At 64.0% G+C, this 15,074-nt stretch carries 12 protein-coding genes; 7 read left to right on the forward strand and 5 right to left on the reverse strand.

Annotated features, from left to right (window positions below; all coding sequences use genetic code 11):
• Positions 1 to 37: 37 nt before the first annotated feature.
• Both paaK and paaG read right to left on the reverse strand, forming a co-directional pair.
• Positions 38 to 1,345 carry a phenylacetate--CoA ligase PaaK gene (paaK, locus tag B9A11_RS15995; protein WP_058248813.1) on the reverse strand — a complete coding sequence of 436 codons (1,308 nt, stop codon included), beginning with the start codon at positions 1,343 to 1,345 and terminating at the stop codon, positions 38 to 40.
• Positions 1,346 to 1,404: 59 nt separating this feature from the next.
• Positions 1,405 to 2,196, reverse strand: coding sequence for a 2-(1,2-epoxy-1,2-dihydrophenyl)acetyl-CoA isomerase PaaG (gene paaG, locus B9A11_RS16000; protein ID WP_058248814.1), 792 nt, complete (start codon positions 2,194 to 2,196; stop codon positions 1,405 to 1,407).
• Positions 2,197 to 2,443: 247 nt separating this feature from the next.
• Between paaG and B9A11_RS16005 the strand changes: the two genes are divergently transcribed.
• The gene (locus B9A11_RS16005; RefSeq protein WP_234988872.1) at positions 2,444 to 3,466 is read left to right on the forward strand and encodes a PQQ-dependent sugar dehydrogenase; all 1,023 of its coding nucleotides are present in this window, start codon (positions 2,444 to 2,446) and stop codon (positions 3,464 to 3,466) included.
• A gap of 1 nt (position 3,467) precedes the next feature.
• Here the strand turns inward: B9A11_RS16005 and B9A11_RS16010 are convergent, their stop codons facing one another.
• Positions 3,468 to 3,902, reverse strand: coding sequence for a MarR family winged helix-turn-helix transcriptional regulator (locus tag B9A11_RS16010; protein ID WP_058248815.1), 435 nt, complete (start codon positions 3,900 to 3,902; stop codon positions 3,468 to 3,470).
• A gap of 139 nt (positions 3,903 to 4,041) precedes the next feature.
• Here B9A11_RS16010 and hmgA point away from each other — a divergent pair, with 139 nt between their 5' ends.
• The 6 genes from hmgA (at position 4,042) to B9A11_RS16040 (ending at position 10,053) form a co-directional block, all read left to right on the forward strand.
• Positions 4,042 to 5,430: a homogentisate 1,2-dioxygenase gene (gene hmgA, locus B9A11_RS16015; RefSeq protein ID WP_058248816.1), complete on the forward strand. Its 1,389-nt coding sequence runs from the start codon at positions 4,042 to 4,044 to the stop codon at positions 5,428 to 5,430.
• A 123-nt stretch (positions 5,431 to 5,553) separates the two neighbouring features.
• Positions 5,554 to 6,813 (forward strand): fumarylacetoacetase, encoded by a 1,260-nt coding sequence (gene fahA / locus B9A11_RS16020; RefSeq protein ID WP_058248817.1) that lies wholly within the window; start codon positions 5,554 to 5,556, stop codon positions 6,811 to 6,813.
• A 73-nt stretch (positions 6,814 to 6,886) separates the two neighbouring features.
• A complete protein-coding gene (locus B9A11_RS16025) occupies positions 6,887 to 7,837 on the forward strand; it encodes an MBL fold metallo-hydrolase (RefSeq protein WP_058248818.1) in 951 nt (316 codons plus the stop codon).
• Positions 7,838 to 8,007: 170 nt separating this feature from the next.
• Complete coding sequence (locus B9A11_RS21160; protein ID WP_143595907.1) at positions 8,008 to 8,226, forward strand: hypothetical protein; 219 nt, start codon at positions 8,008 to 8,010, stop codon at positions 8,224 to 8,226.
• 15 nt (positions 8,227 to 8,241) lie between these two features.
• Positions 8,242 to 9,855 carry an FAD-dependent oxidoreductase gene (locus B9A11_RS16035; RefSeq protein ID WP_058248820.1) on the forward strand — a complete coding sequence of 538 codons (1,614 nt, stop codon included), beginning with the start codon at positions 8,242 to 8,244 and terminating at the stop codon, positions 9,853 to 9,855.
• A 3-nt stretch (positions 9,856 to 9,858) separates the two neighbouring features.
• Positions 9,859 to 10,053, forward strand: a complete 195-nt coding sequence (locus B9A11_RS16040) for a DUF2783 domain-containing protein (RefSeq protein WP_058248821.1) — start codon at positions 9,859 to 9,861, stop codon at positions 10,051 to 10,053.
• Here the strand turns inward: B9A11_RS16040 and B9A11_RS16045 are convergent.
• Positions 10,050 to 10,679 (reverse strand): glutathione S-transferase family protein, encoded by a 630-nt coding sequence (locus B9A11_RS16045; protein ID WP_083499912.1) that lies wholly within the window; start codon positions 10,677 to 10,679, stop codon positions 10,050 to 10,052. The genes B9A11_RS16040 and B9A11_RS16045 overlap by 4 nt on opposite strands.
• Positions 10,680 to 10,753: 74 nt before the next feature.
• Positions 10,754 to 14,869 carry an ExeM/NucH family extracellular endonuclease gene (locus B9A11_RS16050; protein WP_058248822.1) on the reverse strand — a complete coding sequence of 1,372 codons (4,116 nt, stop codon included), beginning with the start codon at positions 14,867 to 14,869 and terminating at the stop codon, positions 10,754 to 10,756.
• Positions 14,870 to 15,074: the final 205 nt, after the last annotated feature.

Consider the following 15,074-nt stretch of genomic DNA (forward strand, 5'->3'; position numbering starts at 1 on the left):
ATGATTAACCAGTCGTTCGGTCAATCTTCTCCACACCTTACGCGCTGCGGTTGTCCACCACGCGCTTGGCCTTGCCTTCGGAGCGGGCGATGCCATCGGGGTCGTGGACCTCGATCTTGGTAGAGATACCGACCACGGACTTGATGTGGTGCGACAGTTCCTTGGCCGAGACCGCGCGCGCATCCGCAGAGGCCATCGCAGGCGTCGCCTCGACGTGCACCACCATGGCGTCCATCCGCCCGCTCGTCACCAGCTCGATCTGGAAGTGCGGCGCAAGCCCCTTGCACTTGAGGATCTGCTCTTCGATCTGGGTCGGGAAGACGTTGACGCCGCGCAGAATGATCATGTCGTCGCTGCGCCCGGTGATCTTTTCAATCCGCCGCATGGACCGCGCAGTCCCCGGCAGGATGCGGGTCAGGTCGCGGGTGCGATAGCGCACCATCGGCAGCGCTTCTTTGGTCAGCGTGGTAAAGACCAGCTCGCCCATCTCGCCGTCGGGCAAGACCTCGCCCGTCGCGGGGTCGATGATCTCGGGGTAGAAGTGGTCTTCCCAGACGTGCAGCCCGTCCTTGGTTTCCACGCATTCGTTGGCCACCCCCGGCCCCATCACCTCGGACAGGCCGTAGATGTCGACCGCGTGCATGTCAAACGCCTGCTCAATCTCCTCGCGCATGGCGTTGGTCCACGGCTCGGCCCCGAAAATCCCCACCTGTAGCGAGCTGCTGCGCGGGTCGATCCCCTGCCGTTTGAACTCGTCGAGGATCGCCAGCATGTAGGACGGCGTGACCATGATGATGCGCGGCTTGAAATCCTGGATCAGCTGCACCTGCCGTTCGGTCATCCCGCCCGACATGGGGATCACGGTACAGCCCAGACGTTCCGCGCCATAGTGTGCGCCCAGACCGCCGGTGAACAGCCCGTAGCCATACGAGATGTGGCACTTGTCCCCGGCACGCCCGCCGGACGCCCGGATCGAGCGCGCCACGCAATCGGCCCAGTTGCTGATGTCATTCGCGGTATAGCCCACCACCGTCGGCTTGCCCGTGGTCCCCGAAGAGCCGTGAATCCGCGCGACCTTTTCCTCTGGGACGGCGAACATGCCGAACGGGTAGGTGTCGCGCAGGTCTTGCTTCATGGTGAAGGGAAACTTGGCCAGATCGGCCAGCGTTTTGAAATCGTCCGGGTGCGCGCCGTGCTTGTCGAAATTCGCCTTGAAGAACGCCGAGTTCTCATAGGCATGGCGCAGCGACCACGCCATGCGCTGTTCTTGAAGGGCGGTGATCTCGTCGCGGCTGGCGATCTCGATCGGGTCGAGGATTTCCTTGGATGGGGTCATGTTGGTCATTGCGTTTCCTCCCTTTGGCCGCGTGTGATTGCGGCCTGTGCTAATCTTGAGCTGTCCTGTTAGTGGCCCGTAAAGCGGGGCGCGCGTTTTTCGAGAAAGGCGGTGACGCCTTCGGCATAGTCGTCGCTGCGGCCCGCTTGGCGTTGCAGGGCGCATTCGCGGTCCAGCTGGGTGTCCAGATCGTTGGTCGCGGCCTCTTGGATCAGTTGTTTCGTCAGCCCCAGACCCAGCGTCGGCCCCTGCGCCAGCTGGGCGGCCAAGGCCTGCGCCTGCGGCATCAGCTCGGCATCGTCCAACGCCTGCCAGATCAAGCCCCAATCGGCGGCTGTCTCGGCGGTCAGCGGCTCGGCGGTCAGGGCCAAAGCCTTGGCGCGCGCCTCGCCGATCAAGCGGGGCAGCGACCAGCTGCCGCCGGCGTCGGGGATCAGGCCGATCTTGGCAAAGGCCTGGATGAACTTGGCCGATTTCGCCGCCAGAACGATGTCGCAGGCCAGCGCGATATTGGCCCCTGCCCCCGCCGCGACGCCATTGACGGCGCAGATGATCGGCTTGTTCAGGCTGCGCATCAGCCGCAGGGTCGGGTTGTAGAACGTCTCAAGCGTCTTGCCCAAGTCGGGTGTCTCGCCGCTGCGCGGATCGCGGTCGCCAAGATCCTGGCCCGCGCAAAAGCCGCGCCCCGCCCCGGTGATCAGCACTGCGCGCACGTCGGGATCGTCATGCGCCCGCTGGATTTGCGCACGCAAGGCAAGGTGCATGTCTTCGTTAAAGGAATTGAGCTTGTCCGGCCGGTTCAAGGTCACGGTCAGCACGCCGTCCTTCAGGGACGACAGCACAGGGTCAGTCTGGGTCATTCGCGTCTCCTCCGGGCTGTCCGATCCTCCTCGGGGGCGCCCTCTCAAGGGTAGCTATCACATAAACCGACCGGACGGTCAATTGTGTTGTGGCCGCGAATTCAAAAACCTTAGTCTCAGAGGTCATTTTCCAGCAATCCATTTTGGGGCGCTTGGTGGCTTTGATGAATGGCGCTCATCGGTGGCTTTGGCCCGGCGGGCATTGAAGCGCTCGGCCCAGAGCGCATGTTTTGCCCAGAAAACCCAAGTGAACGGAGACGCCCCTTTGCCCCTTTGCCTGCACCGCCGCGCCGCCCCTGCCGCCTTTGCCGCCGTCCTGACCGCGGCCACCGCCGCGCAGGCGCACACCACCGTACTGGAGGGGCTCGACTACCCTTGGGACATCGAAGCAGCGGGCGAGACGCTGTTCCTGACCGAAAAGGGCGGCACCCTTGGTGTGCTGTCGCAGGGCGCGTTCACCCGCCATCCGCTGGTGACCCGCGTGCCGATCCTAAACGATCGCGGCGGCGGTTTGATGGGGCTGGCGCTGACCGATGATCCGTTGCACGTTGTGCTCTATCACCACGCGGGCACGCCCAGTGACCGCTACAACCGCGTGATCGAGGCCGAACTGCAAGGCGACGCCTTTGTCGAGACCCGCGTGCTGATCGACGACATCCCCGGCCATCCGCTGTACAACGGGGGACGTGTGGCCTTTGGCCCCGATGGGATGCTCTATGTGACCACCGGCTGGACGGAAAATCCCGATCTGCCCCAAGACCTTGAGAGCCTTGCCGGAAAGATCCTGCGGGTCACGCCCGATGGCGACATCCCGACAGGCAACCCCTTTGATGGCTCGCTTGTGTGGTCGCTGGGGCACCGCAACCCCCAAGGGATCGCGTGGGACGACGCAGGGACGATGTATGCCGCCGAGCATGGGCAAAGCGGCCACGATGAGGTCAACCGGATCACCGCCGGGGGCAATTACGGCTGGCCCTTGGTGCAGGGCGACGAGACGGGCGAGGGGCTGACGCCGCCTTTGGCGCATTCCGGCGGGCGCACCTGGGCGCCGTCGGGGCTGGCGTGGGGCGAGGACGGCCTGCTGCTGGCCAGCCTGCGCCAAGGGGCGGTGCTGGCGGTGTCACAGGACGGCACGGTGCGGCAGGCCTATGACGCGGGCGCGCGCATCCGCGATGTGCTGGCCGTGGGGCACACGTTCTATGCGATCACCACCAACCGCTCTCCGCGCCGCGATGGCCCGTCCGAAGATTACCTGATCCGGCTCGACTGACCTATAGGTCCTGCGTTTCCAGCGTATCCAGCGCAGCGTTCAACGCGTCAAGCTGGGGCGCGAGCAAGGCGTCCAGACGCGCTTGGTAATCGCGGGCGATCTGGGTCAGATCCTGCATCAAGGCCTGGCCCTGATCGGTCAGCGTCAGGGAAATCAGCCGCCGGTCGGTCTCGTTCACAGTCTTGGTGACATAGCCCGCCGCCTCAAGGCGCGTGGCGGCGCGGCTGGCCTTGGACTTTTCCAGATGCACCCGGCTGTGAATGTCGCGGATCGACACCGCGCCCGCATCGGCCACATGGACCAACACGCGCCATTCGGCCACGGAAATCCCGAACTCGTCGCGATAGCGCCGCGCCATCCCCGCGCTGAGCCGCTCTGCCGCGACGGTCATGCGGTAGGGCAGAAACTCGGCCAGTTCAAAGGGGCGTTGGGGCATGGGAATTCGTCTCTTGTGCGCGGGGCAACTTTTGGCACGATTTGTGGCATCTGCAATGAAATTCTTGACACCGTTGCATTTGCAATGAACAGTGCGGGCAAATACGACTCTGTCAGTCACGTTTAGGAGGAGGCCTGTCATGACGTCGCAAGAGCTGCCCACGGGGATGATCCGCGCCACCGCAAAGGCCGGCCCGCATGAGGGCTATATGCCCGGTTTCGGCAACGACTTTGAAACCGAAGCGCTGCCCGACGCGCTGCCGCAGGGCATGAACTCGCCGCAAAAGTGCAACTACGGTCTTTATGGCGAGCAGCTGTCCGGGACGGCTTTTACCGCCAATCCGCCAGAACGCACCTGGACCTATCGCATTCGCCCGTCGGTGAAACACTCCGCCCGCTATACCAAGATCGACCTGCCCTACTGGAAAAGCGCGCCTTGCGTCGATCCGGACGTGATTTCGCTGGGGCAGTACCGCTGGGATCCGGTGGAGATGCCGGGGGGGACTGACTCGCGCTCAAGTCGCGAAGCGGTAGCCCCACTGAACTGGCTGACGGGGATGCGGACGATGACCACGGCGGGGGATGTGAACACGCAGGTGGGCATGGCCTCGCATATCTACCTCGTGACCGAGTCCATGGTAGATTCGTATTTTTTCAGCGCTGACAGCGAATTGCTGGTGGTTCCGCAGCAGGGGCGCTTGCGCTTTTGCACCGAGCTGGGGGTGATCGACCTTGCGCCGCAAGAGATCGCGATCCTGCCGCGTGGGTTGGTGTACCGGGTCGAAGTGCTCGAAGGCCCGTGCCGCGGGTTTGTCTGCGAAAACTACGGTCAAAAGTTCGAGCTGCCGGGGCGCGGGCCGATCGGGGCGAACTGCCTTGCGAACCCGCGCGACTTCAAGGCGCCGGTGGCCGCATTTGAGGACCGCGAGGTGCCCTCGACCCTGACGATCAAGTGGTGCGGCCAGTTCCACGAGACCCGGATCGGGCAGTCGCCCTTGGACGTCGTGGCGTGGCACGGCAACTACGCGCCGTACAAGTATGACCTGCGGACCTATTGCCCCGTTGGCGCGATCCTGTTCGACCACCCGGACCCGTCGATCTTTACGGTTTTGACCGCCCCGAGCGGCGTGCCGGGGACGGCGAACATCGACTTTGTGCTGTTCCGCGAGCGTTGGATGGTGGCCGAGGATACCTTTCGCCCGCCGTGGTATCACAAGAACATCATGTCCGAGCTGATGGGCAACATCTACGGGCAGTATGATGCCAAACCGCAGGGGTTCGTGCCGGGCGGGATGTCTTTGCACAACATGATGCTGCCGCACGGGCCGGACCGGAATGCCTTTGAAGGGGCGTCCAACGCCGAGCTGAAGGCGGAGAAGCTGGACAATACCATGTCGTTCATGTTCGAGACGCGCTTTCCACAGCATCTGACGGCCTTTGCGGCGCAAGAGGCGCCCTTGCAGGATGATTACATCGATTGCTGGGAGAGCCTGGAGAAGAAGTTCGACGGCACCCCCGGCAGGAAGTGAGCCGCAGGGGAAGAGGGGGCGCTGCCCCCGCCGCCCGCTGGGCGACTCCCCCGGGATATTTTACAAGAGAAGAAGATAGGGTGTGGGCGCGTGGCCTGCCCCGATAAGGAGTGAGGAGCCCCCATGCCCCTGATGACCAGCTGGGTCGACAGCGCCAATACGCCGGAGACGGATTTTCCCTTGAACAACCTGCCCTATGGCGCGTTTGTCAGCGACAGCGGCGAGCAGCATTGCGGGGTGGCGATTGGGGATATGATCCTTGATGTGACCGCTTTGGAGGCGGACGGTGTGATCGCGGTGCCCGACGAGGAAGAGGTGTTCTTTTTCGGCGACTGGACCGAGTTCATGGCCTTGGGGCCGGCGGTCTGGGCGGGGTTCCGGGCGGCGGTGACAGAGCTGTTGCGGGAGGATTATGAGGACCCGCAGGGCTTGGTGCGCTATATGGTGCCGCAGGTGGGGACGCAAATGTGCTTGCCGTTTACGGTTGCCGAGTACACCGACTTTTACGCGTCGTTCAACCATGCGAGCAATGTGGGGACGATGTTCCGCGGGCCGGAGAATGCGCTGCCGGCAAACTGGTTGTCGGTGCCGATCGGGTACAACGGGCGGGCGTCTTCGGTGCAGGTGTCGGGGACGGATGTGCGCCGCCCTTGGGGGCAGTTGAAATCCCCCGATGCCGAGTTGCCGGTCTTTGCCCCCTGCAAGCGGTTCGACATCGAGCTGGAGATGGGGGCCATTGTGGGGCAACCTTCGACCGGGCCGGTGACCGTGGCCGAAGCGGACGAGATGATCTTTGGCTACGTGCTGCTGAACGACTGGTCGGCCCGCGACATCCAAGCGTGGGAGTACATGCCCCTCGGCCCGTTCCAGTCCAAGGCCACCGCCACCACGCTGAGCCCGTGGATCATCCCCAAGGCCGCGCTGGAGCCGTTTCGCTGCCCCACGCCCGAACGCAAGCGCCCGCTGCTGGACTACCTGACCGAACCGGGCCCGATGCTCTATGACATCGCGCTCGAAGTGGGCCTTGCGCCCGAAGGTGCGCCCGAGACCGTCATCAGCCGCACCAACTACAACACGATGTACTACTCCAGCGCCCAGCAGCTGGCGCATCACACCACCTCTGGATGTCCGATGAACGTCGGCGACCTGCTCGGCTCTGGCACCATCTCTGGCACCGAAAAGGACCAGCGCGGCGCCCTGCTGGAAATCACATGGGGCGGCCAGGACCCGATCACGCTGGACACCGGCGAGACCCGCGCCTTTGTCGAGGATGGCGACACCCTGACGCTGCGCGGCCACGCCTTGGGGGACGGCTTCCGCATTGGCTTTGGCGACTGCACCGCCAAGGTCCTGCCCGCACTTGAGGACCCTTACAAACGCTAAGGTCTTCTTCTCTTTATAAATATCCAAAATTCCGCCGCCACCACAGGCGCCGCACGCACTAAGGAAACGCGACATGACCAAAGGATTTGCCTCGGCAAACGACATGGAAGAAAAAACCATCTCCTTCACCCAAGTGGGCGAGGGGCTCTATGCCTTTACCGCCGAAGGAGACCCCAACACCGGCGTGATCATCGGCGATGACAGTGTCATGATCGTCGAGGCGCAAGCCACCCCCCGCCTTGCCCGCAAGGTCATCGAGTGCGTGCGCTCTGTCACCGACAAGCCGATCAGCCACCTTGTTCTAACCCACTATCACGCGGTGCGTGTGCTGGGGGCCAGCGCCTATGGCGCGCGCGAGATCATCATGTCCGACACCGCCGCCGCCATGGTCGAAGAGCGCGGACAAGAGGATTGGGACAGCGAATTCGACCGCTTCCCGCGTCTCTTCCAAGGCCACGAGGAAATCCCCGGTCTGACCCGCCCGACCACCACTTTCAGCGACCGCATGACCGTCTACCTTGGCAAGCGCCGCGTTGACATCATGACGCTGGGCCGCGCCCATACCGCCGGAGATGCGGTGATCTGGGTGCCGGACCAAGAGGTCATGTTCACCGGCGACATCGTCGAATACCACTCGGCCTGCTACTGCGGCGACGGCCACTTTGGCGACTGGGAAGAGACCTTGATGAACATCGCCGCCTTTGAACCCAAAGCGATTGCGCCGGGGCGCGGGGACGCTTTGGTCGGTGAGGAAATGGTCGCCAAGGCCATTGCCTCGACCGCCGATTTCGTCAACTCGACCTACAAACCCATCGCCAAGGTTGTCGCCCGTGGCGGCTCGCTGAAAGAGGCGTGGGACGCCTGCCGTGCCGAATGCGACCCCAAGTTCTCGGACTACGCGATCTACGAGCATTGCCTGCCGTTCAACGTCGCCCGTGCCTATGACGAGGCCCGCGGCATCGACACGCCGCGTGTCTGGACGGCGCAGCGCGACAAGGAAATGTGGGCGGCCCTTCAGGGATGAGACGGCTGCTTGGTGCCAAAACGCTTTTGCAACGGGTCTTTGGGCCGATCGGTCCAAAGCGCGGGGACGCGCCCGCCCGGACCCCACCGCACCCTGCCGGCACCAAGCCCCCCTCCCCCACACGCTGGGACGGGCAGCCTTCGACCTTTTCGGGGGATCTGCGCAAGGTCTTGCCTGTCACTATTTGGCGGCAGGGCCAGGTGCTGTGCCACCTTCAGGTCACGTGGATCTACTGGGGCGGCCCGCGTGAAGGCGACCACCTTGGCGGTCCCGAAAAGGCCGACACGCACCGGGTCAAACGCGGGGACCTCTTTGAACTCGCTGACGGGCGCAAGCTTGGCTTCGAAGACTTTAAAAAGCACATCGCAGACAGCGGTTACACCGTCTGACTTCGGGAGGAATACATGATTCAGGACCGCTATCAACTGGCGTTCAAACTCTACCCTTACGCGCGCAGTGCCGATCAGGACGCCGCACAACCGGTGCGCCATCCGGTGGTCATCATGGGCGGCGGGCCGATTGGCGTCGCCACGGCGCTGGACCTCGGGCTGCAAGGCATCCCGGTGGTGGTGCTGGACGACCACGAGGGCATCGGTCAGGGGAGCCGCGCGATCTGTTTCGCCAAGCGCTGTCTGGAGATCGCCGACCGCTATGGCGCGGGCGAGGCGATGCTGGACAAGGGCGTTGTGTGGAACCTTGGGAAAGTCTTCCACGACGACCGCAAGGTGTTTGAATTCAACCTTTTGCCCGAGGACGGGCACAAGTTCCCCGCCTTTATCAACCTGCAACAGCCCTACTTTGAAAAGTTCCTTGTGGACCGGGTGCGGCAGGCGCAGGCGGACGGCGCGCCCATCGAGCTGCGCGGCAAGAACCGCGTCGACAGTGTCGAAACGCATGACGACCATGTGGTGCTGAACATCACCACCCCTGATGGCCCCTATACGATTGAGGCCGATTGGCTGATCGGCGCGGATGGCGCGTCCAGCCCCTTGCGCGGGATGATGGGTCTCGATTTCGACGGGCGCGTGTTCGAGGACAGTTTCCTCATTGCCGACATCAAGATGGACAACGAGGATTTCCCGACCGAGCGGTGGTTCTGGTTTGAGCCGCATTTCAAATCCGGCGCGTCCACCCTGCTGCACAAGCAGCCCGACGGCGTCTGGCGGGTCGACTTCCAGATCGGCTGGGACGTGGATCGCAAGCACGAGCTGCAAGAAGAGAACGTCCGCGCCCGTCTGGATGCCATGTTGCCGGGGGTCAGCTACGACATCGTCTGGACCTCGATCTACACGTTCCAATGTCGCCGGATGAAGCAGTTCCGCCACGGACGGGTGATCTTTGCCGGGGATGCAGCGCATCAGGTTTCACCCTTTGGCGCGCGCGGCGCGAACTCTGGGATGCAGGACGTGGACAACCTTGGGTGGAAGCTGGGGCTGGTCATTGGCGGCAAAGCCCCCGACGCGCTCTTGGATAGCTACCACGAGGAACGCGCCTTTGGCGCGGATGAGAATATCCTGAATTCCACGCGGTCCACGGACTTTATCACGCCGAAATCCAAGGTCAGCCATGTCTTCCGCAACGCGGTGCTGGATCTGGCCGAGCACCACGCCTTTGCCCGGCCCTTGGTGAACTCTGGGCGGCTGTCGGTGCCTTGCGTCTATGACGGGCTGAGCCTGACTGGCGAGGATGCCTTGCCCGGTGGTCCTGCGCGCAGTCGCCCGGGTAGCCCCTGCCCGGATGCGCCCGTGCCTGACGGTTTTTTGCTGGGCAAACTCGGAGGGGGATTCACCCTGCTGACGCTGAATGTCGACGCGCCAGACACGCTGGACGAAGGCGGGATTACCATCAAACGTCTGGCGCTGAGCGATGTCTCTGGCCGTCTGGTCGAGCGGTACTTGGGCGACGCGCAAAGCGCCGTTTACCTGATCCGTCCCGACCAGCATGTGGTTGCCCGTTGGGACCGTTTTGACGATGCCGCCGTGCGCGCCGCCCTGCGCCGTGCCACCGCAAAAGGATAAGCCATGCCTTTGAACACACAGCCAAATCTGGCCAAACCGGATGATTTCTACGCCCAGCTGATCGCCACCCACGACGGCCTCAGCGAGGACGAAAGCGCCAGCCTGAATGCGCGGCTGATCCTGCTGCTGGCCAACCACATTGGCGACCCCGCGGTGCTGCAAGAGGCGCTGAACACCGCGCGCGCCGGGGCCGCTTAGGCGCGGCCCACCTCGATCCCCTCGCCTTTCAGCGCACGCTGGGTGGCGGGGCGATCCAGCATCCGGTTGTGATGCGCGGCAATGTTGGCGGGCATGTCCAGACCGACCATCACCGCCCAACGGGTCATGTAGAACAGCACCGCGTCGGCCACGCTGAACGCGCCGAACAGGTAGTCCTTGTCGCCCAGAACCTCGGAGATATTGCCAAAGCCGATGGCGATCTGCGCCTTGCCATGCGCCTTGATCTGTTCCTGGAATTCCGGCGTGGGGCCGAATTTATGCGGCACGATCACAAAGGTGAATCCGCGCATGTGCACCGAGCCGACCATGTAATCAAGCAGCTCCATCACGCGCAGGCGGCCTTCGGCACCTTCGGGCAGCAAAGCCGCCTCTGGAAAGGCATCCGCCAGCCAAAAGGCAATCGCCTGCGTTTCCGTCAGGACCGAACCGTCGGGGCGGACCAGCGCGGGCACCTTCGCCTTGGGGTTGAGCTTTTTGTAGTCGTCGTTCAGGTGCTCTTTGGCCCCGAGGTTAAAGCGGTGGGCCTGATACTCGGCGCCGGTCTCTTCGAGCAAAATCCGGGTGCCAACGGCGCAGCTGCCGGGCGAGGTGTAGAACTGCATCATGGGGTGGCCTTTGTGTTGCGGGGGCGGGTGGTGCACATGTTCAGCATGTCCGCACCGCCCCCGCAAGTCTTGCGTTACGCCAGACCAAGCGTGAAATCGAGCCCGACGATCAGCGGGTCGTGATCAGAGCTGCCAAACAGCCCCGCGTCGTAGAAGCCAGAGTCCTTGTAGGTCTCGTCATAGCTCAGCAGGTCCGGCTCATCGGCGTTGATGTGCCATTCGGTCAGGCCGGTGACAAAACCCGCCAGCGCGGCGTCCGCCAACCCTTGGTCCAGCGTGCCTTGCTGGCCGTTGAAGACGTAGGAATAGGCCTCGTCCTGCCCAATAAAGGCGTCGATCAGGTCGGTATAGCCCGCCACGTCGTCGAGATACTGCACCGGGTCTTCCTCGGCGTAGGCGTTCATGTCGCCCAGCAGCAGCACGTTGGACACGCCGCCGTTGTAGGTCGTCTCGATCCAGTCGGTCAGCTCCTGCGCCGCATCGCTGCGCACGCCGTTCCAGTAGCCCTGCCCGTCGCCCGCGTCGACGTTCGGATCGGCATAAAGCGCGTCCAGATCGGCTTGGGTGATGGCGGTGCCGCCCCCGGCCAGATGCGCCTCGGCCGCGGCGACCACGCCGTCCAGCCCGCTCGCGCCCTTGGATTTGAAGTGCGAGGAGACCACGGTGAACGCGTCGCCCGTGGCATTGTCGACAAAGGTCGCCGCCACCGAAGGCCGGTTGAACTGGTCGTTGGCGCTGTAGCTGTGGCCGATGGCCGAGGCGATGGCGCTTGCCAGCGCGACGGTCGTGGCGGCAGAGCTTTCCTCGAACACAAGGAAATCGGAGTGGACCAGCGTCACGGCGGAGGTGTCGTAGATGATCCCCGTGGTGATCGCATCGCCGCCGACAAAGCCCGTCCCGCTGGGCTGGACCGCGGCATAGCTGCCGCCCATGAGACCCGCCAGCGTGTCGATGGCGGTGCCGTTGTTCTCGATCTCTTGCAGGGCAAAGACCTCTGCCCCCGTGGCCAGCAGGCCGGTCACCAGCTTGTCGGCCTGGCGCTGATATTCGGACAGGGTGTCGGCCCCGCGCGGGGATAGATCGCCATTCGGGCCGGTCAGGCTGCCATCGTCGATCGTAGTAAAGAAGTTGAGCACGTTATACGAGGTAACTTGCAGCGTGCCGCCCACGTCCGTCGGCGTGTCCTGACGCGCGCCCGAGTTCGTGGCCTCGTCAATCTCCAGCGTCTCCGACGCCAGCACCGTCCACGCGCCAAAGCTGTCGGTCAAGATGCCGCTGATCGGGGCCGTCAGCTCGGCCCCAAGGCGCACGGTGCTGAGGCTGAAATCGTCGCCCGCGTCCAGATAGCCGTTGCCATTGTCGCCCGGCCCACCGGGAAGGAACTCGAACGCGTCGGGGTTCTGCCCGGACAGTCCGTCGTCGATCAGCAAGGAGGCATTGGCGTTCGCCTCGGCCAAAGCGGCGATCTCGGCGGCTTCGGTCTGGGCGTCATACAGCTGCGTCGGCTGGGTCAGGGTGCCCGCCGAGACGGTGATCTGCCCATAGCGGTCGAGGTTGAAGTTCTGCGTGATGGTCAGCGCGTCGGCGGTGCCGCTGCTGACAAGGACCTGCATCCCCTCGATGGCCTCGTAGTCTTGAGCGCTGCCGGACAGGGCGATGGTGGCCGCCGTGGGCAGTGGCAGACCGCTGTCCAAGACTTGGGTCGTGACGGTCCCGGCCAGTTCGGTCAGGCCATTGTATTCGGTCACGGTGCCGGTGGCCTGGACCAGATCGCCGACCGCAACGCTGGGCGCGCTGCCGGTGTAGATATACAGCCCCTCGGACGTGGCGGCATCGCCATCGGCGTCGGAATCCTCTTCCTGCACGTAGTAGCCTTGGTCGGTCACATAGGTGACGATGGCCTCGACCGTCACCTGATCCCCTACGAGGTCCGAGGATGCCCCCGCGCCCTGCACGGCGCTGATCAGGGTCACGGCCACCGGAGCCGTGTCATCCCCCGTCGGCTCGGCAATGGACACGTTGTCGATATACAGGCTCTCAGAGCTGGAGTTGCTGTCCAGTTCCACCACCAGCTGGGCGGAATTGACCTCGGCCCCCAAGGTCACGGACAGGGTCTGCCAAGCGCCCTCAATCCCCAGATCGTCGATGTCCTGCCCGGTGGTGTCCAGCAGCGCCACGGCCCCGGCGTCGGTCATCACGTAGATGTTGATGAGGTCGTCAGCCTCCCACCCCGTCGCCTGCACAAAGGCGTCGAGCGACACGGTGACCGCGCCGATGTCGGTCAGGTCCACGGCGTCAAAGGTCATGCGCAGCAGGCCATCGCTGTCCTGCAATTCATAGCCCTGAACGCCGTCGGTATAGGCCCCCACGGTGCCCGCATAGCTTTGCACGCCGATGTAATCGCCGTCGGAAATGCCGCTATCGCCGCGCGTGTTCACCCATGTCAGGTCGTACCCCAGCAGGCCGTCACTGGCGGCAGTGCTGTCAACGCTCGCCAGACCCGCCACGTTGAGCAGGTCCACCTCGCCCCCCAGCGGCACCAGATCGCCGTCCGCCGCGTCAAAGTCGTAGCGCCCGCCGGTGGCTTCGGTTTCAAAGCTTTGGGTGATCTGGAACAGCTCGTTGATCTGCACATTGTCAAAGTAAAGCGACTCGGAACTGGAGTTGCTGTCCAGCTCGACGATCAGCGTGGCGCGCTGCACGTCTGCGTCCAGCACCACATCAAACGTCTGCCAAGCGCCCTCAACCCCCAGATCGTCGATGTCTTCGCCGGTGCTGTCGAACAGCGTGACGGGGCCGGTGTCGGTGTCCACGTAGATCCGCGCGAGGTCGTCCGCCTCCCACCCTGTGGCCTGGAAAAACGCATCCAAGGACACACGCACCGGGCCGGTGTTGCTGAGGTTCACCGTCTGGAAGGTCAGGCGCAGCAGGCCGTCGGCGTCTTGCAGCTCGTAGCCTTGGGTGCCGTCGGTGTAGCCGCCGACCACGCCCGTGTAGGTCTGGATACCGATGTAATCGCCGTCGGAAATGCCGCTGTCGGCCCGCGTGTTGACCCACGTCAGGTCATAGCCCAGACCCGTGCGCTGGGTGCTGTCCACGGTGGCTTGGCCCGCGTTGTTGGTCAGGTCGACCACCGCGCCAAGCTCCACCAGATCGCCATCGGCGGCGGCGTTTTGATAGCGCGACCCGGCGGTCTCGGTCTCGAAACTCTCGGAGATGCGCAGCAGCCCTTCGTCCACGTCCGCCACAGTGATCGCCAGATCAGCGCTGTCACTGGCCAGCCCGTCGCTGACGGTCACGGTCAGGTCATAGGTGCCGTCGGCCTCCGCGTCGTCGGGCAGCTCAAAGTCGGGCGCATCGACAAAGCTCAGCACGCCGCTCCCGTCGATGGCGAACAGCGCCGCGTCCGCGCCGGACAGGCTGTAGGTCAGCGCGTCGCTGTCCACATCCGTCGCGGTGATCCCGGCGGCGATGGTCAGGGTGCCTTCGTCCACGGTGATCGCCTCGGGGGCGGTCAGGACGGGGGCGTCATTGGTGCCGGTGATCGTCACGGTGACGGTGGCGGTGTCGGTGCCGCCTTTGCCGTCGTCCACGGTGTAGGTGAAGGTATCGGCAAAACTCTCGCCCTCAGCCAGAAAATCGAACGCCGCGCCGGGGGTGTAGGTGACATCTGTGCCGTCGAAACTGACGCTCGCGCCCCCCGCCGAAAGCGCCGAGACCCCGGTGATCGTCATGGTGTCGCCATCGAACTCTCGGTCATTGGCCAAGAGGTCGGCGGCGCTCAGGGTCAGCGCGGTGTTCTCTTCGGTCTCGGCGCTGTCGTCCCCCGCCAGAACCGCATTGTTGGTGCCATCGACGTTCAGCGTGTAATCGTCACCTTCGAAATACAGCGCCTCGACGCCAATCAGCAGGTCGGTCCCCTCGCCGGTCACCGCCATGGTGCCAAACCAGCCGTAGTCGATGTCATACTCGGCAATCGCGCCGGTGTAATAGGCCACGTCGCGGCCCCAGCCGCCGATCAGCAGATCATCCCCCAAGCCGCCGAACAGCGTGTCGTCGCCCCAATTGCCGATCAGCACGTCGCGCCCGTCGGTGCCGGTCAGCCAGTCATCGCCCCACCCCCCGAGCCAGTCGCTGTGTTTCGCTTTGGCCTGTGCGGCGCGGCCTTTGTCGTGGGAATGGCGTGACATGAAATGCGGTCCTCTGTCGGGTTTCGGTCGGGATTTAAGATTCGCTAAAGATGTGTCGCCAAAGTGTAACTATCGCATGACGTCTGCCTACCGTGGACGCTAGGTCACTTTTACCAATCGGTCAGAAAATCCCGCATTTGCATAAAAGCGCGCCTTTCGCGGGGGGCTTTGCGGGCGCGGGCGGGCTTCCTATATCAAGGGCGAA

The organism is Tropicibacter naphthalenivorans (assembly GCF_900176475.1).
GTDB lineage: Bacteria > Pseudomonadota > Alphaproteobacteria > Rhodobacterales > Rhodobacteraceae > Tropicibacter > Tropicibacter naphthalenivorans.